Origin of the sequence: Sphingopyxis panaciterrae (genome assembly GCF_011762125.1) — a bacterium.
Classification (GTDB): Bacteria; Pseudomonadota; Alphaproteobacteria; order Sphingomonadales; family Sphingomonadaceae; genus Sphingopyxis; species Sphingopyxis panaciterrae.
Genome location: NZ_JAASQN010000004.1, coordinates 242,639 through 267,250 on the forward strand (window position 1 = coordinate 242,639; position 24,612 = coordinate 267,250).

Genomic DNA, 24,612 nt, shown 5'->3' on the forward strand with positions numbered 1-24,612 from the left:
ACTTGTCGCAACGTCAGGTTGGGGTGGATTGCTGCCGTTGCTTAACCTACCTCCGTCATCCCGGACTTGATCCGGGGTCCCGCTTGAAGTCAAAGACGGATTATGCGGTCAAAAAGCGGGATCCCGGGTCAAGCCCGGGATGACGAGAATTTAAAGGTCCGCAATCGGCCGATAGCAGCCGTTGGGAATATCGTCATCCCGGCCTTCGCCGGGATGACATGGCTGGCGGAAAGCCACTCCGGCGGATCAGCTCGCTTTCTGTTTCGCGATCCACCGGTCGACGCGCTGTTCGAGCAGGTCGAGCGGCATCTGCCCGCGCCCCAGGATCGTGTCGTGGAATCCCTTGATATCGAATTTGCTGCCCAACTGGTCCTCGGCCTTCTTGCGCAGCTTTTCCATCTGGATCATGCCGATCTTGTAACCTGTCGCCTGCCCCGGCATGATGATGTAGCGCCGCACTTCCGCCTTGATCTGTCCCTCGGAAGCGGCCGAATTTTCGGTGAAATATTTGACCGCCTGTTCTTCGGTCCAACCCTTCGAATGAAGGCCGGTGTCGACGACCAGGCGGATCGCGCGCCAGATCTCGGTCGTCAGGCGGCCGAAGTCCGAATAGGGATCCTTATACGCGCCCATCTCCTTGCCGAGCTTTTCGGTGTAGAGACCCCACCCTTCCTGATAGGCGTTGATGTACAGGAATTTGCGGAAGTTCGGGATATCGGTCAGTTCCTGCGCGATCGCGAAGTTCATGTGATGGCCGGGCAGCGCCTCATGATAGGCGATCACCTCGAGCTGCGGGATCGGCATCGATTTCATGTCGAGGAGATGAGCGTAGAAGACGCCCGGGCGCGAGCCATCGGGGGTCGACATATAATAATGCTGCGCCCCGCCCGCGATCTCGCGATAGGATTCGACGCGCTTCACGATCACATCAGCCTTGGGAAGGATGCCGAAATATTTCGGCAGTTGCTGCTTCATGAACGCGATGTGCGCGGTCGCGGCGTCGATATATTGCTGCCGCCCCGCATCGGTGTTCGGATAATAGAAGCGCGGATCGTCGCGGACGAACTTGAAGAAGTCCTGCAGCGTGCCCTTGAAGCCGACCTTCTCCTTGATCGCCTCCATCTCGCCCTTGATCCGCGCGACTTCGTCGAGGCCGATCTGGTGGATCTGCTCGGCGGTGAGATTGGTCGTCGTCGAACTGACGAGCAACATGTCGTAATAGGCCTTGCCGTTCGGATTCTTGCCGACCCCGGTCGCCACCGCATCGGCCTTCGGCACTTCGGATTCGAACCAGGCGAGCAGCGCCTGATAGGCGGGCAGCCATTGTTCGAGCAGAGCCTTGCGCGCCGCCGCCTTATAGGCATCGGCCTTGGCCTGATCAATCTTGCCGGCCTTGACCAGCCCGTCGATCTTCCCCGTCGCGTCGGCCCAGATCGCGCTATCGCCCTCGCCGCCGAACGGCGCGCCGGTGATCAGCGCGCGCGCCTGGTCGATCATCATTTCATAGGAGAAACGCGGCACCCGCGATCCCGCGTCGGCATTTTTCTTGGCGATTTCCAGCAATTGCATTTCGGCACGGGCAACGCCGCCGATCCGCGCGATATAGGCGTCCATGTCCGCCGGTTCGTCAACTTTGTGGACCTGCATCAGGAACTGCGGGATGCGCGTGTGCGGCCCGTACATCTGTTGAAAGACGTAATTGTTGCGCCGGAACTTCACATAGCCGGCGGCATCCTCGTAACGATAGATCCACAGGTCGTAGGAAAGCTGCGCATCTTCGGGCAGCTTCGCGCGGTCGAATTTCGCCTTCATTTCCTCGACCGACTGGCGCTGCCATTCGATCTTCCGGTCTTCGGCCTCCTCCGAGGAATCGTCGATCTTGTCATAATCGACCTTCTCGCCCTGATAGCCACGCGCCATCGGGCTGAAGGCCAGCTCCTCCTCGAATTTCGCGTCGAGCCACGCGTTCAGCCGCGCGGTTTCGGCGTCAGCTGCCGGAGCCGCCGCGCTCGGCACCTCAAAGGCCCAGGCAGGCACCGCGCCAAGCCCGGCCCCGCCAAATCCGGCAAGAATCAGCGCGCCCGCCGCGGCGAGATGGAATGGTTTCACGCGTCGGCGTGCAGGCTTATTCGGTTCGATTGCAGTCACAGATTTTCTCCCGGTTGTTCGATGTCGAAAGGCCAGTGCGGCCCGATAACTATTTCTTCGCCTCTTCCTGCTGGAGCAGGCGCGCCTGTTCGCCCACATAGGCGCGGATGGATTCAGCCTGTTCAGGCGTGACCCAGCGCGCGAAGCTGACCATGCCATTGTCCTTGAGCGCGCCGTCGATGACGATGCTCTTCCAGACCGCGGCGTCGGCGAGCGCGCCCGAACGGCGAAGATCGGGGGCTGCGAGGCCTTCGTGGCACGCGGCGCAATTTTCGCCGTAAACCATTGCCCCCGCCGTGACCGTGTCCGCCGCGAAGCGCTCCTTGGGCGGATTGGCGGGCGCCGGGGTCAAATCCTGCTTCGGCCAGGCGGCATTGCCGCCGAGCTTGAACACCATGATCCGCCCGTTGGGCTGCGGCAGGCGCGGCCTTTTGGTATCGGGAATTCCCATCGCGCCGCCGCCCTTGCCGACCAGCACCGCGACATATTGCTCGCCGTCGATGCTGTAGCTCACCGGCCCCGCCATGATCCCGACCGGCTGCTTGTAGGTCCACAGCTTCTTGCCGTCCTTCGCGCCGAACGCCGTGAACTCGCCATGCGCATTGCCCGCGAAGACCAGATCGCCCGCGGTCGCCAGCGTCCCGCCGTTGATCATTTCGGGCTGCGCCACGCGCCACACTTCGCGCTGCTTGACGGGATCCCAGGCGATCAGCGCCCCCGATCCGTTGGGATCCTTCTCGTTCAGCATCACCTGCGCGCCGATATTGAGCCGGCCGGGACGATATTTAAACGCCGGATCCTGATCATATTTCAGGCTCCACTGGACCGTCGGGATATAAACCAGGCCGGTGCGCGGACTGTAAGACATCGGCTGCCAGTTATGACCGCCGACCGACGCCGGCTCGATCATCTTCACGCCGTCCTCATAATAGGCGTTGGCGCTCATCACCGGGCGGCCGGTCTTGAGGTCGATATGATCGACCCAGCTCTGCTTCACGAACGGCTTGGCCGAAACGAGCTTTCCGGTCGCGCGATCGATGACGTAAAAGAAACCGTTCTTCGGTGCCTGCATCAGCACCTTGCGCTCCTTGCCGTCCACCGGCAGCGTCGCGAGCATCATCTGCTGGGTATGCGTATAATCCCAGCTGTCGCCCGGCGACCCCTGATAATGCCATTTATATTTGCCGGTGTCGGCGTCGAGCGCGACGATCGAGGCGAGGAACAGATTGTCGCCCTTGCCATCCGAGCGGATCCGGCGATTCCATGGCGATCCGTTGCCGACGCCCAGGTAAAGCTGATCGAAATCCGGGTCGTAGACGATCGAATCCCAGACGGTGCCGCCACCGCCATAATCATACCATTTGCCCGCCCAGCTCTTCACCGCCTTCGCCATGATCGGGTCGGACGCGGCGCCGTCGGGGCCTTTCGCCGGATCGCCCGGAACGGTGTAGAAACGCCAGACGAGCTTGCCGGTTTCGGTGTCATAAGCGGTGACATAACCGCGCACGCCCAGTTCGGCGCCGCCATTGCCGATAACCACCTTGTCCTTGAACACGCGCGGGGCGCCGGTGATCGTATAAGGTTTCGCATTGTCGGTGGTCTGCACCGACCAGATTGGCTTACCGGTCTTGGCATCGACCGCGATCAGCCGGCCGTCGAAGGTGGCGACGAAGACCTTGCCTTTCCACACCGCGACGCCGCGGCTGACGACGTCGCAGCAGCCATAGACGGCGCGGTCGCCGTCGACTTTCGGGTCGAAACGCCAGATTTCGGCGCCGGTCTTGGCGTCGAGCGCATAGACTTTCGACCAGGCGGTCGAGGTATAGATGACCCCGTCGACGACGATCGGCGTCGCTTCCTGCCCGCGATTGGTGTCGAACTCGAAGGTCCAGGCCAGCCCCAGCTTCGCGACATTGCCCGCGTTGACCTGATCGAGCGCGCTATAACGTTGCTCGAGGAAGCTCCCGCCGTGCGCCAGCCAGTTCGCCGGCTCACCCGCCGCGACCAGCAACCGCGCCTGATCGACACCCTCGGCTCCCTTGCGCGGCCCGAACGAAACGAATTGGCCGGCAATGATCGCGACGGCGACAAGCACCACCGCGACAATGAAATATTTTCCCCGACCGGACAGGATTTTCATGACGCCCCCAAGCTATTTTTGTTTTCGTTGCGACGCGATCAGGCGCCCCACACCTTTTCGAACACGCGGAGCAGGTTGCCGCCGAGGATCTTGTGGATTTCCTCGTCGGTCCAGCCGCGTTCCATCAGCCCCTTGGTGACATTGGGATATTCGGTGACCGTCCCGGTATCCTTGACCATGAACCACGGCGGGTTGTTGCTGTAGACGTCGCCGGGCCACAGTTCGGGAATGATCGCGACCAGATCCTTGCGGCCCCACATGAAATCGGAGCCGAGCGCGATATGATCGACGCCGACCAGCTTCTTCAGATAATCATATTGATCGAGATGCTTTTCGATCCCGACCTGCGGTGTGACCGGCTCGGGCGAGTTGCGCACGCGCGCGTGGAAATCATTGACCTTGGTCAGCCCGATCACGCCGCCGGTCGCGGCGATCGCCTCGATCAGCTTGTCGGTCATGTTGCGCGCATTATCGACTTTCGACCGCAAATTGGTGTGCGAGCAGATCACTGGCACGCCCTTCGATATTTCGAGCGCCCCGAACGACGTCGCCTCCGCCGTATGCCCGCCGACGTCGAGCACCAGCCGCTCCTTGTGAATCTCCTCGACCAACCGCTTGCCGGCGCGGGTGATGCCGACATCGGGGTCGAGCGATCCGCCACCGAACGGCCCCGCGACATTATAGACCAGCCCGACGATACGCAGACCCAGTTGTTTGTAACCGCGCAGATTGCCGATCGCGGGCATCACAGGGTCGCCGTCGCGCACCAGAAATTCGGCCGATTGCCAGCCCGAGACATGGGCGATCTTGCCCGCCTGGTTGGCGGCGCGAATGTCGCGAACGGTCAGCGCCTGGACGATGCGATCGGGGTGCCGGTCGAGGAAATTATGCAGCTCGACAAAGCTGTCGAACCCGCCCCGGCTCTGGCACAGGACGTCCAGCCCGGCCGCTTCGAGCATGGCGAGATATTCGTCGTTGAGCGTCGAACCGTCGAGCCCCTCGACCAGCGGCGCCCCATCCTGCACCTTGCGCGCGTCCTGCACGCTGACGCGCCGCCCCTGCGCCAGCGCGCCCGGTGCCGCGAGCGCCGCCGCCGCACCCAGCCCGGCCATAAATGCCTCTCTCCGGTTCATCGTCTCTCTCCTCGTTCCACCATATTGTTGCGCGCGCCGGGTTCGACCGGGCGGCGTCCCCGCCAATCCGTCCTGCGTTCATAGGCGGCGCCGAGCGCGAGCAAGGTCGCCTCGCTGAACCGCCGCCCGACGATCATCAGCCCGATCGGCAGACCGTCCTTCGACAGCCCGCACGGCACGCTGAGCGCGGGCAGCCCGAGCAGATTGAAAATCATCGTGTTCTCGATCGAGAACAGCGGCTCTGTGCCCGGCCCATATTCGGACGCGACCGCCGCCTCGACCGTCGGCGGCAGGGTCTTCGTCGTCGGCAGCGCCAGCACCTCGAAACCGTCGAACGCCGCATCGATCGTCCGCTGCCGCTGTGCGATCGAGCGGATCGTAGCGGCGTGGAGCGCCATCTTCTGCGATGTCGATCCTCCCTGCGGATCGTCGAGCAGGTTGGTCAGCATGCGCATGATATTGCGGGTGCGCGGCTGATAGGCATCAGGCCGCTCGGCGAAAGGGCGGCCATGATAGCTGAGCAGGTCGGGCGCGGTAAATGCACCTTCGGGAAGGCTGCCCCATTCGAACGCGACATCGCGCACGCTGCCGACGATCATCGCGAGGGCCTTCAGCGCCGCATCGACTGCGGTCGCGACCTCGGGGTCGAGCTGCTCGAAAAACAGCCGCCGCGGCACCCCGATGCGAAGCGCCGACACGGGCTGGCGAAGGCCCGTCGCATAATCAGGACGCGGACGCTCGACGCTCATCGGATCGCGCGGATCATAGCCGGTCATCTGATCGAACAGCAGCGCCACATCTTCGACCGTCCGCCCGATTGGGCCGATCGTATCGAGGATCGCGATGCCCGGTCCGGCGCCGCCGTTCGACACCAGCCCGGCGGTCGGCTTCAATCCAACCACGCCGCACCATGCCGCGGGAATACGCACTGATCCCCCGCTGTCGGTTCCCAGCGCGCCAAGGCACATGCCTGTCGCCACCGCTGCGCCCGAACCACCCGACGACCCGCCCGAGACATGATCGGGGTTCCAAGGGTTGCGCACCGGCCCATAGTTTGAGGTCGCATTCGTCGGGCTGACCGCGAATTCGGCCAGATTGGCCTTGGCGACAATGATCGCACCCGCCTGCCGCAGCCGCCGCACGACATGGGCGTCTTCTGCCGGGACGTGGTCCTTCAGCAGCGCGCTGGCGTTCGTCGTCGGCGCATCGGCGGTATCGATATTATCCTTGAGCGCGATCGGAACGCCATGGAGCGCCGAACGATATTTTCCCGCCTTCGCCTCACGATCGAGCATCGCCGCCTGCGCCAGCGCCTGCTCGCGCATCGGCGTGATGATCGCATTGATGCGGGGGTTGCCTGCCTCGATCCGGCCAAGGCAGGCAAGCGTCAGGTCGGTGCCGGTCAACGCGCCCGAACGGATCGCCTTTGATGCTTCCGCCAGCGTCAGATCGGCGGGGTTGCCCCCCGGCGGCGGCGCTGCGGCTCCCGCAGGAACCGCCAGCAGCGATTGCCCGGCACCGGCGGTGGCCGCCGCCGCGATAAGAAGCTCGCGGCGGTTCAAGGCAAAAGGGAATGCCAGCGCCCGAAAGCGCTGGCACCCGCATCGGCAAGGATGCGTCGTAAGGGGATCGAAAGCGTCACGATCAGAAATTGACCCCGACGTTCACACCGATCGTCCGCGGACGCAGCCGATAGGCACGTCCGGCCGCCGCGCCGAAGATATTGTCGACCCAGGTGAAATCTTTCCGGTTCGACAGATTCTTCGCATAGATGCCGATCTTGAAATTATTGACCGTCACCCCGGCGCTGACGTCGAAGAGATTATAGTCCCCCGACTTCAGCCCCGTTTCGGTGAAGTTGGTATAATATCCGCCGACATAGGTGTAATCGCCGCGAATATAGGCCTCGTTCTCGCCCAGGTCGAAGCGCTTCTCGAGCGCCGCCTTGACATTATGGTCGGCCGAACCCGGCAGGTTGGTACCCTTGTTTCCAAGCCCCGGGACCGTCTCGTCGAGCGTCGACTTGACCCACGAGGTCGAGAATTCGGCGAACAGCCGGTCACCGACCTCGCCGAACACCTCAAACTCGACGCCCTTCGAGATCGCCTTGCCGGCATTGAAATAAAAGGCTTCGCCGCGTGCGAGCGACAGTGCTGGCGAAACCGGGATGCCGGTCCAATCGGTGTAGAAGCCCGTCAGGCTGCTCCGCAGCCGCCCGTCGGGCGACTGGAATTTGACGCCGACTTCATAGGTATCGACCTTGTCGGGGGCGAGCAGCCCCGGATTGACCGCACGCTCGATCCCATCGGCGAACTCGACCAGTCCGTCATTGTCGACATCGTCCTGGGGCAGGATCGCCCGCTGGAATTGCGGCTGGCGAAAGCCCTGGGCCCATTGCGCATAGAGGAAGACGTCGTCGCTCGCCTTGTAGGATGCGTTAGCCTTCCACAGGAAGCCATCCGTCGTCGCGCTCCGTCCCTCGGCGGTGGTCGGCGCATCGTCGACCCGCGCGATCAATATATCCTGCTCGAACTTGTAATAACGGCCACCGACGGTCAGCGTCAGCGGGTCGATGGGGGTCAGCGAAGCCTCGCCGAACGCCGCGAACTGCTTTTGCTTGTTCTTGTTGCGGGTCGTCTCGCGTGGCGCGCCGGCGGGCGGCGGATTATCGGTTCCGGTGTAACGGGTGAACGCGTTCGCTTTCGTCTCGCGGTCCTCATAATAGAGGCCCGCAATCAGCTGGAACGGTCCTTCGAACTTCGACGCGAAACGAAATTCGTTGACGAACAACTGCTTGTCGGCCTCGGTCACCGACGAGACCGCGAGCAGGGTCGGGTCGGCGAAACCGAAGAAGCTGAAGTCGATGTCGTTCTCGCCATGGCTCTTGATCAGCGAGGTCGAGTTGAGGAACGAACCGAAGCCAGCGTCATATTCGACGACCAGATTGCTGACGTTCAGGTCCATGTTCACATAGCCGTTGCGTCCGCCATTCTCGCCGACGCGGACGCGCGCTTGCTGATAGGCACCGGGCAGGTCGAGTTGCACTTCGCGAAAACCGTCCTGGCGCAGCGCCTGATAAGCATGCGTCAGCGTAATCGACAGATCGTCGACCGGCCGCCAGAGGATGCTTCCGCGTACGCCGGTGATCTTTTCACTGCCCGCATGCTTGTCGTCGCGGGCGACGGCGCCGATCGCGACCGCATCCTCGACCTCGGGGGTCGGGTCGCTCGCGGCGGTGTTGTTGATATAACCGTCGTTGAACATGCGATAGGCGACGAGGCGGACGGCGAGCCGGTCTTCGACCAGCGGCGCGTTCACCACACCCTCGACCGAATAATTATGGCTGCCGCTGCGCCCGGTATGCGAATAGCCGGCCGAAAGGCTGCCCTCGACATCGCGCAAATTGGGGGCATTGGGGATGACGCGGACCGTGCCGCCCATCGACCCCGAACCGTAAAGCGTGCCCTGCGGGCCGCGCAGCACCTCGACCCGCGAGATATCGACCATCTTGAGATCGGAATTGCCAGCGCCATTGCCGTTGAGCGGCGGCCCGAGACCCGTCACGGGGACTTCGCCGAAATAACTGCCGACGGGGGTGTTCGCCGAAAGCTGATCGCCCTGCCCGATGCCGCGAATGGTGATCGTGTTCTGACCCGCACCGCGATCGGCGAAACTGACGCCCGGCAGCGCCGCCAGATAATCTTCCATGCCGACGAGCTTGCGCTTCTCGATCGCATCGCTGCCGAGCACGCTGACCGCCGCCGGCGTTTCCTGCAACGTCGTCTCGCGCCGCGTCGCGGTGACGATGATGTCGGTGTTTTCGGCGCCCTCGCGCGCTTCCTGGGCGGCGGCATCGGTGATCGTGCCAATCAGGGCGGCTGAGGTCAGCAGCGCCAGCATCGCCGCGCGGCGGGGGGAAACTTGGCCGAGAACGCGTCCGTTCAACCGGCCACCCGCAAACATACCCGTCACTTGGGGAGAATCATACTTAACAATCATGCCAATCCCTTTTTCTGAAATTTTCAACAAAATTCTTCCCGCAGACCATATTATAATTATTATTTGGAATAATTCTGAAGTTATATTTCATAATTATGTTTTTATTTTTCTGGATTATTTTATATATATTCTGTATATTCATTTTTTATTTCAAATATCCTCCAATAATATTGAAAAAACTCTGCCACGGCTCCGTGGCATCGCAAAATCATGCGATCTGAGCAGCGCCCGATTAGGAATGTTTCAGCATGCCGGAGCAACCCAATAATGCTCGCTCACAGGGGTAGCTGTTCTTATGCTCGCCCTTGCAAGCGGCCAGTTGGTCTCGGTCCCACGAAATCGGCGAAATGGGCCGGATGGCGGCATATGCCTAGAAAGTCTAAGCCTATCCCCCAGAATTGGCCATGTCGACAGAAGGTCTCACTTCTGTAGACCACCTCTTGATGAACCGATCTAATCGGGAATCCGGGAAGGTATGCAAATGACTAATCTTAAATCTGAGCGACAGGCATACTGATGCTGCGCGAAACCCCCAATCTCGACTGGCTTCGCGTCTTCGCCGAAACCGCCGCAACCGAAAGCTTTGCGCTGGCCGCCGTGCGGTTGGGCGTCACCCCCGGCGCGGTGAGCCAGCGGATCAAGGCGCTCGAGGCCTTTCTCCGCATCGACCTGTTCCAGCGCTATCCGCAGGGCGTGAAATTGACCGAGGCGGGGAAACGCTATGCGCAGCGCGTTGCTCCGGCGCTCGATCAACTCACCACCGCGACGCGCGAGATCACGTCGACGAGCGCATCCAAATCGGTGCGCGTCACCATGCTGCCATCGCTCGCCCAGTTGTGGCTTGGCCCACGGATGGAGGAATTTCACGCGCTCGAAACCAATACAACTGTCGAAATCTGGGCCGACCCCACGATCATCGACCTGCGCACCTCGAACTTCGACATTGCGATCCGTTACGGGAAGCCGCCCTTTCCGGGGTGCGATTATCGCGAACTCTTCTTCGACGAACTGGTCCCGGTGGCGAGCCCCAAGCTCATCGAGTCCGCGACGCTCGACGAACAGGGCCTGCCGATCGGCGCGTCATTGATGATCGACCCTTATTGGGAGCATGATTTTGCCGACTGGATCGCGCGCACGGGCTCAACCCCGCCGAAGGCGCTGAAAACGCAGACCTTTTCACTCTATTCGATGACGGTCGACGCGACCTTGCAGGGCCGCGGCTTCATGATCGGCCATACCGCGCTGCTCGGCGGCCTGCTCCAGTCGGGACAGCTGCAGACGCTGTCCGACAAGCGGGTGCCGTCGAGCAACCAATTCTATCTGCTGACGAAGACGGCAACGCCGCTGACCGCCGCCGCCGAAACCTTCGTCGAATGGCTGCTCGAACAGGCTCGGCCGACCGCCGGCTGAACGCCCCAGCCTTCCCGGGGCAGGGCGACTATGCCCTTTGCAAATCCGCCATCGCGATGGCGGGTTCCTGCCGGAAGCTGCCGTCCCGTCCATCGTCACCCCGGACTTGATCCGGGGTCCCGCTTGACCTCGAAAACTGCTGGCGCCCCCCAAAAAAGGCGGGATCCCGGGTCAAGCCCGAGATGACGAAGCTGTAGAACGCGATGCCTGCTTCCCACCCCAATGCAGCCATTCTTCTCTTGCCACACACCGCCCAAAAAGCACCGCCCCCGCGCCTGGGGGAGAGACCTGGCGCGGGGGCGACTCTTGGCCGATTGCGGGAGACGACCGGCTAGTTGCGGACGAAATGCAGGGTCTGGAACTTCTTCCGGAAAGCCGTCGCGCGCTCCTTCACTGCGCTGGCGTCATTGGCGGTCAGCGCCTCGACGATCAGGCTCGCGAGTTCGGGCATATCATTGGTCGTCATGCCCCAGCGCACAATCTCGGGAGTCCCGAAGCGAAGGCCGTTGAAATCACCGGCGACCGGATCGATCGGCAGGCCGATGCCCGACGTCAGGATATTCGCCTCGCGCAGGCGCAGCGCCGCCTGATGACCGCCGCCAAGGCTTTCCGCGCGCAGTGCGAACTGGTGCGATCCGGTGATCCCGCGCGACGTGCGGAAGACGGGCAGGCCCTGCTCTTCGAGCAGCCCGGCCAGGGTCGACGCCGTCGCCGCCATTTCCTTGGCATAATCGACGCCATATTCCTTCCAGTCGAGCAGCGCGAGCGCCAGCGACGCGGTCTTGGCGACGTCGAAATTCGCGGTCAGCCCCGGATAGGCGATCTTGTCGATGCGTTCGGCCAGCGTCGCGTCGTTCGTCATCAGCAGGCCCGAGGGCGGACCGCCCAGGCTCTTGTAGGTGCTGCAGCCCATCAGGTGTGCGCCCTCTTCGAGCGGCTGCTGCCAGCCCTTGCCGGCGATCATCCCGCACAGATGCGCGGCGTCGAACAGGACATAGGCACCGACTTCGTCGGCGATCGCGCGGATCTCGCGGATCGGATGGTGCCAAAGGTTGAGGCTGCCGCCGATCGTGATCAGCTTCGGCCGCACCTGCCGCGCCAGATCGGCGAGCGCCGCGACGTCGACCGTGAAATTATCGGCATCGACGGGGGCGGTGTGGACTTCCAGGCCATAAAGACCGGCCGCGCCCGCGCGGTGGTGGGTCACATGGCCGCCGATCGTATCGGGCGGCGCGATGATCGCATCGCCGGGCTTGCAGGTCGCCATGAACGTGTAAAGATTGGCCAGCGCGCCCGATGCCAGTCGGAATTCGACATATTTCGCACCGAAGACTTCGGCCGCGACTTCGGCGGCGAGCACTTCAATCTGCTCGATGGCCTCAAGGCCCATTTCATATTTCGCGCCCGGATAACCGAGCGACGGCCGGCTACCGAGGCCGCTGGAAAGCAGCGCTTCGGCGCGGGGATTCATGGCGTTCGTCGCCGGATTGAGGTTGATCGCGCCAACGTCATGGATTTGCCGGTTTTCCTCGACCAGCTGTGCCAGCCGCTCATCGACGGCATCCGACGTGCTGCCAGCCACCGCAAATGCGATGCTCTGGATCAGATCCTCGCTCGCATCGCCTACCCAGGGTCGCCGCGCCAACATCGTCATAATCAATATATCCCTATAGGAACGAACCGCGCACGCAGGCGCGCGGCTCGTCGCAGTCAAAATCCAAAAAGCGCTTAAAAGGGGGTCAGGCGACCTTTTCGAGCAGGCAATCGTCGTCGAGCGCCTGCACCGGGGTCAGATCGCGATGGTGGAAATGATCCTTGCGATCGACCTTGGTATGCGCATTCTCGACCGGATTGAGGATCAGCGAGAAGATGCTGCGGTTCCACGGCGACATGTTCGGCGGCGAACCATGGACGAGGCAATCGCCGAAGATCAGCGCAGTGCCGGCCTTGCCGGTCGCGGCAACGAGCGGGCAGGTTTCGGCGATTTCCTTGACCTTTTCCTGCTCGACCACCCACAGCGCGAAGCTGGTCGACACCGTGTCATGCCAGGTCGCGACGCTGCCGAACTTGTGCGAGCCTTTGAAGAAATAGAGCGGGCCGTTGAATTCGGTCACATCGTCGAGGAAGATGTGCAGGTTCAGCGCCAGCGGCTGGGGTACGCCATCATCGTGATGATGCGTCGAAAAATCCTGGTGCCACTGCCACTGCTCGCCTTCGAACGCCGCCTTGACATTGATCTTCGCCTGCTGGGCATAGAGTTCCGGCCCGGCGATCTGCTGCGCGGGCTCGACAAGGCGCGGATGATGGATCAACCGGTCGAAGAGTTCGTCGCGAAGATGCAGGCCCATCGCGGTGCGGACGACGCCGCTCTTCTTCTCCCGGATGTTCGCCGGATCGTCCTGATCGAACACACGATCCATCGCGCTGCGGATTTCGGCTATTTCCTCCGCCGAGAAGAGGTCGGGAATGACGAGAAACCCGTTTTCCTGATATTCGTTCAAAAGTTCCTGCGAAAGCTTCATAGCTCTACTCCAACGATCCTGATTGCCTGCGTCTGTGCGATGCCGGATTCGTGCCCGGTATCTCTACCGTTCCCATATTTCGGATCAGCCGGTTGCATTCGCAAACCAATAATTTTCGTCCACAGCGTTAGCGATTCTAGCTCTTCGCTTCGTCAACGACGAAATACTCCCCGCGCCCAAAGGGCGAGGACTGTTCAAATCAACGATCTGGGAAATTTATTGAATGAGGTCTATATAAATCATTTACATATTATATATATCATAAATATAAAATAAAATTTTATCATGTTGATTATGTATAATAATCATATTTTTTAGTAAAAATTATAGATATTACTATTAATTTTTCCCTTATAAAGGAAATCCATCCCGGTAAACATTCTATATCTGGCCGACGCCGGGCCACTTCCGCCGCGAGCACATGGTCGCGCGGATCGACCGCATGCCGCGGTTACCCAAAATTCAAATCGCGCCTATTTCTTGAGCCAGCGATCGTACCAGGCGATGTTACCACGCATCCGGTGGACCAGGTAACTCGGCACCGTAAGGCCGTGATTTTCGCCGGGATAGACGATCAACTTCGTCGGCACGCCGCGTGTCTTGAGCGCAAGATACATTTGCTCGGCGCCGACGCACGGCACATTATCGTCGGCATCGGCGCACTGAAACAGGGTCGGCGCGGTGATCCGTTCGGGGTGAAGGAAGGGATAGGCCAGCTTACGCCAGGCATCGAAATTCTCCCACGGGGTCCCAAGCTCGAGAAGATATTCGCGCGCATACATGTCGACGCCGAAGGTCGCGAGCACATTGCCGACCCCCGCCCCCGATACCGCTGCCTTGATGCGCTTGTCGCTGGCGATCATATAATCGGTCAATATCCCGCCATAGCTCCAGCCCCCGACCCCGATCCGCTCGGGATCGGCGACCCCGATGTCGATCGCATGGCTGATCCCGGCGCTGATGTCCTTGACGTCGAGATTGCCCCAGTCGGCATAGATGGCGCGCGAGAAGTCGAAGCCGCGCCCCGACGAACCGCGCGGATTGATCTTGAGCACAGCATAGCCTGCGGCCGCATAGAGCCGCGCATCGATATCGAATTCATGGCTGTGCTGATAGACGGGCCCGCCGTGAAGATCGGTGATCAGCGGATAGCGTTTTGCCGGATCATAATCAGGCGGCAGGGTCAGGAAGCCATGGATTTCCGCGATGCCGCTCTTGAATGCAACATCGCGGATTTCGCCGAGCGCACGCGTCTTCAACCAGTCGTTATGATGGGTGAGCGCGCGCATGCCGTCCACCGCCTTGATCTCGGCCGGGCTGCTCGCATCGGTGTCGAGCACCGCGATCCGCCCGCTCTTCGCTACCGCATAATCATAGCCAAGGCGCGCGCCCTCGGTGAGATAGGTGATCGCGCTGCTATCGGGGTCGATCTTTGCCAGCCAGGTATCACGGTCCTGCTCGATCAGCGCGATCAGCTTGCCATCGGGCGTCCAGCGCGGGTGATAGAACCAGCGGTCGATGCGCGCCGGCCGCGTAACGGTCCCGTCGACGACATCGGCGACCACCATCTGCGGCGAGCCATAATAGATCCATTTGTCCTCGGCGCCTTCGAGCCACACGAGCTTGCGCGAATCGGGCGACCAGGCGGCCCCCGCCCCCCAGTCGGGATCGCCGTCCGCGCCCGGCGAGGTGCTGACCTTGCGCGGCGTTCCGCCTTCGGGGGCGACAACGAAAATATCATAGTTCAGCGTCCGGTCGGCCTCGCCATGATCCTTGGCGGTAAAGGCGATCAGCTTGCCGTCGGGCGACCATGCGGGATGCCAATGGTCGCGTGCGCCCGCGGTGATCTGCGTCGCCTTTCCGGTCGCGAGGTCGACGACGAACAATTGCTGGGTGCGATCGTCGAGATAGCCGCGGCCGTCCTGCTTGAAGAAGAAGCGCTCGGTCTCGACCGGCGGCGGGGTCTTCGCCTTGCTGCCGACGCTCTTGCCGATCTCGGCCACCACGACCGCGCGCCTGCCGTCGGGCGCTAACGCATAGTCGCTGATCCCGCCCGCGAGCGTCGTCACCGGCCGCGCGACGCCGCCGCCTGCCGACATACGCCACAATTGCGTATTCTCGTCTTCCTCTTCCTTCCTGTCGTCGGGATCGGCGCCGGGCTTTTTCTTCGCACCCGCGTCGCTGAGGAAAAGGATCGTCTTCCCATCGGCGCCATAGCGTGGCTGCCATTCGCTGGCCGCGGGGGTCCGGGTCAGCTGGACCGGCGCCCCGCCCTCCCAGGGCACCGTCCATAAATCGCTCTTTTCGGCGTCGAGCTTGATGTCGTTGACCGCGACGCTGTACGCGATGCGGCTACCGTCGGGCGAAAAGCTCGGCCCGGCGACATCGGCGAGCTTGTGGATGTCGTCGAGAACGATCGGGGTCGGTTGCGCTGCGGCTGCGACGGGCAGCGCGCAGAGGACAAGGCCGGCAAGGACCAGGCGGCCGATACTCACTTCGCTCCCCCCAGCGCGACCTTGACCCCGGTATAGAAGTAACGGCCCATCGCCGAAACGGGATAGCTTGCGTAGCCAAAGGCCGGCTTTTCATCGAACAGGTCGTTGACCCCCGCATAGACATTGAAGCGATCGCCGACGTCGACCCCGATCTGCAGGTCATGCTCCCACTTCTCCTTCACCTTGAAGAAGCGCGGATCGCTGTAATCGGGATCGCCGGCAAGATCCTCGGCAACGAAGCGGTCGGTCTTGGCGAACCATGTGATCCCGTAAGCGACCGTCACGGGGCCCTTTTGCCAATTGAGGTCGAAGCTCGCGCTATACTTCGGGATATATTGTTCGCCGCGGTCGGAATCGAGCGTCGCGCCGGGGCTCGCGACAAATTCGAGCCGGTCGAGATAATTGCCGACGAGCGAAATGTTGAAGGTACCAAGCGAAGCGGTGCGCAGCCGATAGGCGAGCGTCAGGTCGAGCCCGGCGGTGCGAAACCCTGCGACATTGTCCGGCTTTACATTGAAGCCGATGATATAGCCGGTGTCGGGGTCGCGGGTGATGCCGGGACAGAATTGGTTGTCGAGACTCGGCTGATCGACGCAAAGCTCGGCCAGTTCCTCGGCAAAGGGGGTGTTTATCGCATCCTTGATCTTGATGTCGTACCAGTCGGCAGAGAGGCTGAACCCGGGCAGGAAGCTTGGCCGCAGCACCACACCTGCGGTCCAGGTTTTCGCGGTCTCTTCGGTGAGGTTCGGGTTGCCGCCCGCAAGCCCTTCGGTAAACACGCTCGCCTGCGGGGTGCTCGACGGACTGAAGGTCGTTGGATCAACCCCCAGTCCGGTCAGCAGCGCCGCGCAATTCGCTTCGCGGTTCGCGGTGCCATTGTTCGTTTCCGAAGTGTCGCACGGATCGACGATGAAGTTAAACGACGAACTCGCCGGCGCGAAGAGTTCGGCGATATTGGGCGCGCGCACCGCCTGCGAATAGGTCGCGCGGAACGATATATCGCGTACCGGCGCATAAACGCCGTCGACCTTCCACGTCGTCGTATTGCCGATCGTGCTGTAATCCGAAAAACGGATCGCCGCGCCGAACGACAGCAGATGTGCGAACGGCATCTCCTTGAGCAGCGGGACATTAAGCTCGGCGAAGGCTTCCTTGACCGTGAACCCGCCCGACGCGGGCTGTACCGCGCCGGTCCAGGTGAGCCCTGCGGCGATTTGGGGGTCGGGGTCGAAGCGGCTGCGTTCACGCCGGTACTCGGCGCCGATCGCGAAACCGACCGGGCCGCCGGGAAGCTCGAACAGCGCCCCGAAATCGCCCGATATCGACCCCGACACAACCTGCTGCGTCACCTTCGAAAAGCTGACGCTGTCGGTGGTCACGAAATCGATCGCCGCCGGATCGCGGACATTTTCGCCATAGATATTATAGGGGATGCAGCCCGCAAGCTCGGGCGGTGCGTCGGGGTCGAGCGACGACCGGCAGACGGGCAGCCCCGTGTCGGGATCGGTGACGACGTCGATCGCCGCCTGCCACTGCGCCTCCAGCCGGTTGCCGCGCGTCAGCACGCGCGTCTTCGTCTGGCCATAGACGTATGAAATCTCGTATTTCGCATGCTCGGAGATCGCGCCATTCGCACCGATTACCCCGCGCAAGGTCTTGCGCGTCACATCCTCGGTATTGATCCCCATGTCGAAATTGTCGCGGGTGATGAGCACCCCATCGGGGGAATCGGGATCCTCGAAATATTCGGCCGCAGCGCCGGGGACGATCGCGTCGCGGATCGATTGCGGCATGAACGGATTTTCGGCGGTCTGGAACAGATAGAAGTCGTAGTTGGGCTGCGACAGGCTGCGCGTCCGGGTGCGGACATATTTTCCTTCGGCGAACAGGTTGAACGCATCGCTGAATTCATAATGGCCAAGCGCATTGACCAGATGACGCTCGACCCCCGGAAAAAGATCGCCCTGATAGCCGTCGACCGGGGTACTCGACCCGCCCTGCGTATAGCCGCCCGATTCCTCGAGCACGAGCCCGCGGTCATAAACTCTGCCATTACCCTCGAAATCAGCGGCGAGGTCGAAATCGACGTCGACCGCGCCGACGCGCGAACTGTCGGCATAGCGGACGTCGTTGTAGACGATGTTGTCGGGAATATTGGGATCATCGGGAATATCGCGCTGGTTGCGATAGAGGTTCGCCGACACCGGATTGCGCAGATAGGGCCGGTCCTGGTCCGACACCCGCGCATCGCGATTATATTCATAGGCGATGGCGAAATTGCCACGGCCTTCGGAGAAATTCTTGCCGAAGGTGATCGCGCCGAACTGGTTGCCGCCGTCGCCATATTCCGAAATGCCGATCTGGCCGCGCGCGGTCAGCCCCTCAAAATCATGTTTCAGCCGGAAATTGACGACGCCCGACACCCCGTCGGCGCCGTAAATGGCCGACGCGCCGCCGGTGAGTACGTCGACCGTCTCGACGAGGTCGGTCGGGATCGCATTGATATCGACCGCCGCCGACCCCGCGAGCCCCGATACATGGCGCCGGCCGTCGACGAGCACGAGGGTGCGATCGGTACCAAGGTTGCGCAGGTTCAGAAGGTCGAGCCCCGCTTCGCCGAAATCGGGGTTCGACCCGCCGGTCAGGTCGCCGGTGCGCGAACCGACGAGCGCCGGGCTCTGCACAAGGAAGTCGGCAAGGCTCGTCTGGCCGGACTGCTCGATCGTCGCAGCGGAATAGGACGTGACCGGATTGGCGAAGTCGAGCTCGGGCCGCGCGATGCGCGTCCCCGTGACGACAATGTCTTCGCGCGGCGCCTCTTCGGCGCCGCCGCCGCCAGCCTGCCCGGCCGGGGGCGCGCCTTCTTGCTGCGCGAGCGCGGGGGTGATCCAGCTGGCACCGGCCAGCAGGGCGGACATAGCAAGCACGGGCTTCATGGAACTTACCCCCTATCGGCTCAATCGACTATCGAACGTCACCTCATTTTTTGAACATGATCGACGGCGCGGCGGCTGCCTTTCGGCATTCCGCGCCGGGGCGTCACAGCGCCGATCCGTCGAGCTTGTAGGTCAGCTGGAGGAAGACGCTGCGCCCGACGCTGTCGAACCAGCTGGTGTTATAATAGGGATAGCTTGACCAGGTCGGGTCCTTGACCGGGTTGGTGTCGAACAGGTTCCGGATCGTCAGCGACCCGCGCATATGGTCGGTAAAATCATATTGCAGCGTCGCGTTGAACAAATAGCTCGCCTTGATGAACGCATCCTCGTCATAGTTCGGCAGCTTGCCGAGGCGCGTGCCCGAAAATGTGAACTGCAGCCCGTCTGCCGCCCAGGTGATGCTGCCGTTCGACTTGTCGCGCGGCAGATAATAGCCGCTGTCGAACGCAAGCTTGTTGATCACCGGATCGCCCGGATATTGCACGAAACTATGTTTGAACACGTGACTGTGCGCAAGCGACAGGGTGAAGTCGCCGAAGCTGGTCGGCAATGTTCCACGGAACGCAACGTCGATCCCGCTCGTCTTTTCGCGCGCGATGTTGATCGGATTGACGCGGATGGATTCGATCCGGCCGTCACGAACATCGCCGGGGAAACGCTGGATCCGCGCGAAGGCATCGACGCATGTGGGCGAACTTGGATCGAGGTCGCCAGCCGCGCAGTCGGCTTCGGTGCGCGCCAGCGTATCGATGCTGAGGTCGTCGACCTGATTGTCGAGCGTGACGCGGAAATAATCGACCGACACATGCAGCCGGCTCGACGGAGAAAAGACAAGGCCGGCGGTCAGCGTGCGGCCGGTTTCGGACTTCAGATCGCGGTTGCCGTTGCGATTTACGACAACGCCGATATCGGCATAATCGCAATCCTCGAGTTCCTGGTCATTCTCGGCGCAGAGCCGGTAGTCGTTGACGCTGCCTTCGATGTTACCGGGTCCGGTGAAGACATAGTGGAGATCGGGCGCGCGAAACGCGGTGCCATAGGCCGCGCGGAACAACAGGCTGTCCATCGGCCGAATCTCGAGCCCACCGTTGTAGGTGAATTTGCCAGTACTTCCGCCGCCAAAGCGGAAATGATCATAGCGCCCGGCGCCGGTCACAGTCACGAAATCGAGCAGCGGTACGCGCACTTCGCCGCCGATTGCAGCATGGCTGCGCTTGCCTTTCCCGTCGCTGTCTTTCCAGCTGTAATAATAATCGGTGAGCGCGAGCGCATCGGGACGGAGGTTATAGCCCTGTTTACCATATTCGACGACCGCTGCAAAACCGACCGGGCCGGCGGGCAGTTGAAACAGTTCACCGTTGGTAAGCGTCGCCTGAAGATTGTTCGTCCAGCTGTAGGGGCGATAGACAGTGTCGGCCGAGATGCTGTCATATTCGGCGGGGGTCAGCGCAGTGTAGAGGCGCTCCAGATTGGGGCTGAACGCGGGATAGCCACGATCGCCTGTCCCCTCCTGCTCTCCGAGGAAGAAGGCCTTCGCCTTGCTGTTGATGATCTGCGGCCAGCGGACAGTCGATTGATAGCGGCTGTAATTGAACGACAGTTCATAGTTCCAGGCCTTGCCGAAATTGCCGCGGATGCCAGGCGTGATGCTGTACGTCGTCTGCTTGCTGCGCTGCATCTCGAACCCGCCGGTTTCCTCCGGCGTGAACTGGCGGCCCCAATCTTCGATCTGCTCCGTCGTATTGTTATAGAAATAATTGTCCGAACTGCTCGACGATTGCTCGAATGCCCAACTCGTCACGTCATACATCAGCCGGACCTTGCTGATCCCGAACTGGAAATCGGTGAACAGCTTCGCATTGTCCGACAGTTCGTAGGACAGCGTGCCAAAGCTGTTGAAACCCTTGCGGCCCGAAATGATCGTGCCATAGGCGACCGACGCTGCGCTTCCACAATAGTCACCGTAACGCGGACGATTAGAAAGCATGGTCGAACCGCGATTGAGATAGGTGAGCGCATCGCACGCACCGTCGGGCGGCGTGATATAATCATCATAATAGTCGGCGCGATAAAAGGTACGTCGCGGACTGCTCGTGGAGGCTACCGGGCTATCATCGGTACTGTCCTGAATGCTGCGATCATAGGCCCACAGCGGACGCTGATCGAGATATTCGATCCCGCCGACGATGTTGAAGCGCCCCGACGACCAGCCGCCGGTCGCGGTGAAGCGGTGCGACAGGCCGCCGCCATGTTCGGTCCGCCCATGCCGGTAGTCGAGCGTGATGCCGTCGAGCTTTTCCTTCATCTTGAAGTTGACGACGCCCGCGATCGCATCCGACCCATAGATCGCCGACCCCGCGCCGCTCAAAATCTCGACCTTGTCGATCAGGCTGACGGGAATGTTCGAGATGTCGGTAAAATTGCTGCGCCCGATATAGGGCAGCGGAAAATCGGCGATGCGGCGGCCGTTGACCAGCACCAGCGTGTGATTGGGACCCAGCCCGCGCAGGTCGACCTGCTGCGCGCCGGGGGTGAAGTCGGCGCTGCTGCCCGATTGCGGGCTTTGCGTTTCGCCGCTGTTCTGCGTCATCGCGGCGAGCAGTTCGGGAACGCTGGTATAACCATTGGCGCGGATCGTATCGGAATCGATCGTCGTGACCGGCGACGGCCCCTGGTCGCGGATGGTCGGGATACGCGATCCGGTGACGATGATCTCGTCATTGCCGCCCTCGCCCGCGCCGTCCTGCGCCCAGGCGGGCGCGGCCATCGCGGGCAGGCAGACACCCAGCCCCAACAGGATTCGAAGCGACCGCGTTCCCACAGCTTTCATCATAACACCCCTTATGTCCCCCTGGCGCCACGCCCCGGCGCGCCTGTGCCCATTTGACGCGTTGTCACTTCACCAGATAGCTTTGATAATTTCAATCAATATGACGAATTTCGGAATCATATTGTCTTTATCCGTGCTTATTATGTAACATCCTGCCTTCACACCATCGCGCCGGGGGAGATTTTGATGCTGCGTTCGATCGTGCGAGGGGTGCTGTTACCGCTCCTTGCGGCGCTGGGCCTCGCGCTGGCTCCCGCCGCCGCCAAGGAACCCAGGGCCAAGCCCTACGAACATTATGTCTTCGGCAAACTCGACACGCCGACGCCTGGGCCGGTTTCGGGCGGGCTGCTGCTGATGGGCGGCGGCGACCGCAATATCGATTCGATGAAATGGTTCTTCGGCAAGGCCGGCAATGGCCACATCGTCGTGATCAGCGCCTCCTATGGCAAGGAAATCGGCGACGAATTCTACCGGCAGATCGGCGGCATCCAGTCGGCCGAAATCTTCGTCTTCCACGACCGCGCGCAGGCGACCGACAAGAAGATATTGAACCGCCTGCGCAAGGCCGATGGCATCTTCATCGCGGGCGGCGACCAGTCGCGCTACGTCCGTTACTGGCGTGGAACGCCGGTTGCCGAAATCCTCGACGCGCATGTCGCGGCGGGCAAGCCGCTCGCAGGGACGAGCGCCGGCCTCGCGATGCAGGGTGAGAAGCTATACGGCGCGATGGACGACGGCAGCATCAAAAGCCCCGAGGCGCTCGCCGACCCGTTCGGTCCCGCGAACACGATCGAGGGCGATTTCGTCCATTTTGCGCTGCTGAAAGGCATTGTTACCGACACCCACTTCAAGGAACGCGATCGGCTCGGCCGCCTGTTCGCCTTTGTGGCGAAAGCGCAGGCCGGCCGGCCGGACCGCGAACCCGCGATGATCGGGCTTGGCGTCGATGAAAGCGCAGCGCTGGCGGTCGAGCCCGATGGCAGCGGGCGCATCTATGCAACCGAACCCGACGGCTATGCCTGGGTCGTCGACGGATCGACGCTGCGCGGCCTGCCCACGCGCGGTCCGCTCGACGCGCCGCGCGTCAAGGTCACCGGGGTCGGGCCGGGGTCGGTCGTCCACCTCCCCTCGGGCCGCGTCGACAATCCGGTCTTCGAACGCCATTACGCCGCCCGCGCCGGCGAGATTGCCGAGGTGCCGCGCTGGTCGCTCGCGATCCATGGCGGCGCCGGGGTGATCGAGCGGGGAACGCTCTCGCCCGAAAAGGAGAAGGCCTATCGCGCCGGGCTCGACGCGGCGCTGCGCTCAGGAAGCGCAGTGCTAGACAAGGGCGGCGCCGCGCTCGACGCGGTCGCCGCAGCCGTGCGCGTGCTCGAGGACAACCCGCTGTTCAACGCCGGCCGCGGCGCGGTGTTCACCGCGGAGGGCAAGAACGAACTCGACGCCGCGATCATGGACGGCAAGACGCAAAAGGCCGGTGCGGTCGCGGGCGTCACGCGCACCCGCCATCCGGTCGATTTGGCCCGCGCCGTGATGGACCAGAGCCCGCATGTCATGCTCGCACGCGATGGCGCCGACCGCTTCTCGCTCGAACGCGGGCTAGAACAGGTCGAACCCGGCTGGTTCCGGACCGAGGAGCGCTGGCAGCAGTTGCTGGCATGGCGCGCGAAGCAGCAGGCGGCGATCGATCCCACCCATTTGTTCGGCACCGTCGGCGCGGTCGCGCTCGACGCCGACGGCAATCTCGCGGCCGCGACCTCGACCGGCGGCATGACCGGCAAGCGCTGGGGCCGCATCGGCGACTCGCCCGTGATCGGCGCGGGCACCTATGCCAAGAACGGCCAGTGCGCGGTGTCGGCGACCGGATCGGGCGAATATTTCATCCGCGAAAGCGCCGCGCGGCAGGTCTGCGACCGCGTTGCGTGGAAGGGAGAGAGCCTGAAGGACGCCGCCCAGGGCACGATCATGGCGGTCGGCGCGATCGGCGGCGACGGCGGGCTGATCGCGATGGGCCCCGACGGCCGCCCCGCCTTTGCGATCAACGACCTGGGCATGTACCGCGGCCGGATGATGGCGGGAGGATCACCCGCAACGGCAATCTTCGCCGACGAAAAGCTCGCCGACTGATGCCGAACGGCGGCGTCACGCTCGACGAGATCGACGAACGGCTGCTCGCGCTGCTCCGCGACGATGCGCGCCAGACCATCGCGCAGCTCGCGAAGGAACTCGGCCTGTCGCGCGGTGCCATCTATTCGCGCCTCGCCCGGTTCGAAGAGGAGCAGGTCGTGGCAGGTTACACGGTGCGGCTCGGCCGCGCCTTTGCCGCGGGGCGCATCCGCGCCCACATGATGATCAAGACGCTGCCACGCTATCACCGTGAGGTCGAACAGGCGCTCGCCAATCTATCGCTGGTGCAGGCAATCCACGCGATCAGCGGCGAATATGACATCATCGCGATGCTCGAAGCCGACGACAGCGCCCAGCTCAACGAACTGATCGACGAAATCGGACTTCTCGACGGCGTCGAGCGGACGACGACCTCGGTGATATTGGTAACGAAGCTCGAACGCTGATCCGCTGAACAGCGCCCCCGATCCGGGCTGGATCAGTCCACACGACCGCGATATCTTCGCACCGAGGGAACCCGCACCGCGCGGGCTCCGTTAAGACCGCAGGAGTGGACCGATATGCCGCAACGCCCGCGACCTTTCCCGCTGAAATATATTCTTCCCGCGCTCGCGACCGGGCTGGCGGCGGGTGCCGGCGTCTTCGCGCTGTGGCGCCGCCGGCGAGGCGCGGCGGAACCGGGGCATGCCGCCGCCTTTTCAGCCGCCGAGACCGATCCCGAAAATTTCGCGCAGACTCGCTCGGCGGGCCCCGCCGCAATGCGCGACCCGGCGCGGCGGCGCTGGGACCGGGTCGATCAGGCGAGCGACGAATCCTTTCCCGCGAGCGACCCGCCCGCCTATTGAGGCGGCGGGAACGGCGCAGCGGCGGGG

14 protein-coding genes are annotated in these 24,612 nt (G+C 62.5%); 4 read left to right on the forward strand and 10 right to left on the reverse strand.

What is annotated here, in order from left to right; all coding sequences use genetic code 11:
- Positions 1-246: 246 nt before the first annotated feature.
- From FHR22_RS15370 to FHR22_RS15390, 5 genes are all read right to left on the reverse strand, one after another.
- On the reverse strand, positions 247-2,109 hold the full coding sequence (locus FHR22_RS15370) for a DUF885 family protein (protein ID WP_166944413.1): 1,863 nt from the start codon (positions 2,107-2,109) through the stop codon (positions 247-249).
- An 88-nt stretch (positions 2,110-2,197) separates the two neighbouring features.
- Entirely contained in the window at positions 2,198-4,288 is a 2,091-nt protein-coding gene (locus FHR22_RS15375; RefSeq protein ID WP_166944415.1) for a PQQ-dependent dehydrogenase, methanol/ethanol family, read from the reverse strand.
- Between the two features lie 38 nt (positions 4,289-4,326).
- Positions 4,327-5,421 carry a dipeptidase gene (locus FHR22_RS15380; protein WP_166944417.1) on the reverse strand — a complete coding sequence of 365 codons (1,095 nt, stop codon included), beginning with the start codon at positions 5,419-5,421 and terminating at the stop codon, positions 4,327-4,329.
- Positions 5,418-6,983: an amidase gene (locus tag FHR22_RS15385; protein WP_166944419.1), complete on the reverse strand. Its 1,566-nt coding sequence runs from the start codon at positions 6,981-6,983 to the stop codon at positions 5,418-5,420. Before FHR22_RS15385 ends, FHR22_RS15380 begins: the two co-directional genes overlap by 4 nt.
- 82 nt (positions 6,984-7,065) lie before the next feature.
- Positions 7,066-9,384, reverse strand: coding sequence for a TonB-dependent receptor (locus FHR22_RS15390; RefSeq protein WP_243853776.1), 2,319 nt, complete (start codon positions 9,382-9,384; stop codon positions 7,066-7,068).
- 552 nt (positions 9,385-9,936) lie between these two features.
- Here FHR22_RS15390 and FHR22_RS15395 point away from each other — a divergent pair.
- The gene (locus FHR22_RS15395; RefSeq protein WP_166944423.1) at positions 9,937-10,830 is read left to right on the forward strand and encodes a LysR substrate-binding domain-containing protein; all 894 of its coding nucleotides are present in this window, start codon (positions 9,937-9,939) and stop codon (positions 10,828-10,830) included.
- A 331-nt stretch (positions 10,831-11,161) separates the two neighbouring features.
- On the opposite strand, the gene FHR22_RS15400 is transcribed toward FHR22_RS15395, so the two are convergent.
- From FHR22_RS15400 to FHR22_RS15420, 5 genes are all read right to left on the reverse strand, one after another.
- Positions 11,162-12,484: a serine hydroxymethyltransferase gene (locus tag FHR22_RS15400; RefSeq protein WP_166944425.1), complete on the reverse strand. Its 1,323-nt coding sequence runs from the start codon at positions 12,482-12,484 to the stop codon at positions 11,162-11,164.
- Between the two features lie 85 nt (positions 12,485-12,569).
- On the reverse strand, positions 12,570-13,352 hold the full coding sequence (locus tag FHR22_RS15405) for a phytanoyl-CoA dioxygenase family protein (RefSeq protein WP_166944427.1): 783 nt from the start codon (positions 13,350-13,352) through the stop codon (positions 12,570-12,572).
- Positions 13,353-13,825: 473 nt separating this feature from the next.
- Positions 13,826-15,847: a prolyl oligopeptidase family serine peptidase gene (locus FHR22_RS22675; RefSeq protein ID WP_166944429.1), complete on the reverse strand. Its 2,022-nt coding sequence runs from the start codon at positions 15,845-15,847 to the stop codon at positions 13,826-13,828.
- Positions 15,844-18,783 carry a TonB-dependent receptor plug domain-containing protein gene (locus tag FHR22_RS15415; protein ID WP_243853754.1) on the reverse strand — a complete coding sequence of 980 codons (2,940 nt, stop codon included), beginning with the start codon at positions 18,781-18,783 and terminating at the stop codon, positions 15,844-15,846. Before FHR22_RS15415 ends, FHR22_RS22675 begins: the two co-directional genes overlap by 4 nt.
- Positions 18,784-18,886: 103 nt before the next feature.
- Positions 18,887-21,613: a TonB-dependent receptor plug domain-containing protein gene (locus FHR22_RS15420; protein ID WP_166944731.1), complete on the reverse strand. Its 2,727-nt coding sequence runs from the start codon at positions 21,611-21,613 to the stop codon at positions 18,887-18,889.
- A gap of 186 nt (positions 21,614-21,799) precedes the next feature.
- Between FHR22_RS15420 and FHR22_RS15425 the strand changes: the two genes are divergently transcribed.
- The 3 genes from FHR22_RS15425 (at position 21,800) to FHR22_RS15435 (ending at position 24,585) form a co-directional block, all read left to right on the forward strand.
- The gene (locus FHR22_RS15425) at positions 21,800-23,740 is read left to right on the forward strand and encodes an isoaspartyl peptidase/L-asparaginase (protein WP_166944431.1); all 1,941 of its coding nucleotides are present in this window, start codon (positions 21,800-21,802) and stop codon (positions 23,738-23,740) included.
- The gene (locus FHR22_RS15430; RefSeq protein ID WP_166944433.1) at positions 23,740-24,186 is read left to right on the forward strand and encodes an Lrp/AsnC family transcriptional regulator; all 447 of its coding nucleotides are present in this window, start codon (positions 23,740-23,742) and stop codon (positions 24,184-24,186) included. Before FHR22_RS15425 ends, FHR22_RS15430 begins: the two co-directional genes overlap by 1 nt.
- Before the next feature lie 114 nt (positions 24,187-24,300).
- Positions 24,301-24,585 (forward strand): hypothetical protein, encoded by a 285-nt coding sequence (locus FHR22_RS15435; protein WP_243853755.1) that lies wholly within the window; start codon positions 24,301-24,303, stop codon positions 24,583-24,585.
- Positions 24,586-24,612 lie beyond the last annotated feature (27 nt).

Bases quoted from the DNA above. Each gene is read 5' to 3' on its own strand.
- FHR22_RS15400 (WP_166944425.1), bottom strand. From the start codon at position 12,484: ATGACGATGTTGGCGCGGCGACCCTGGGTAGGCGATGCGAGCGAGGAT.
- FHR22_RS15430 (WP_166944433.1), top strand. From the start codon at position 23,740: ATGCCGAACGGCGGCGTCACGCTCGACGAGATCGACGAACGGCTGCTC.
- FHR22_RS15435 (WP_243853755.1), top strand. From the start codon at position 24,301: ATGCCGCAACGCCCGCGACCTTTCCCGCTGAAATATATTCTTCCCGCG.
- FHR22_RS15395 (WP_166944423.1), top strand. From the start codon at position 9,937: ATGCTGCGCGAAACCCCCAATCTCGACTGGCTTCGCGTCTTCGCCGAA.
- FHR22_RS15420 (WP_166944731.1), bottom strand. From the start codon at position 21,613: ATGAAAGCTGTGGGAACGCGGTCGCTTCGAATCCTGTTGGGGCTGGGT.
- FHR22_RS15425 (WP_166944431.1), top strand. From the start codon at position 21,800: ATGCTGCGTTCGATCGTGCGAGGGGTGCTGTTACCGCTCCTTGCGGCG.
- FHR22_RS15405 (WP_166944427.1), bottom strand. From the start codon at position 13,352: ATGAAGCTTTCGCAGGAACTTTTGAACGAATATCAGGAAAACGGGTTT.
- FHR22_RS15390 (WP_243853776.1), bottom strand. From the start codon at position 9,384: ATGTTTGCGGGTGGCCGGTTGAACGGACGCGTTCTCGGCCAAGTTTCC.
- FHR22_RS15415 (WP_243853754.1), bottom strand. From the start codon at position 18,783: ATGAAGCCCGTGCTTGCTATGTCCGCCCTGCTGGCCGGTGCCAGCTGG.
- FHR22_RS15380 (WP_166944417.1), bottom strand. From the start codon at position 5,421: ATGAACCGGAGAGAGGCATTTATGGCCGGGCTGGGTGCGGCGGCGGCG.
- FHR22_RS15375 (WP_166944415.1), bottom strand. From the start codon at position 4,288: ATGAAAATCCTGTCCGGTCGGGGAAAATATTTCATTGTCGCGGTGGTG.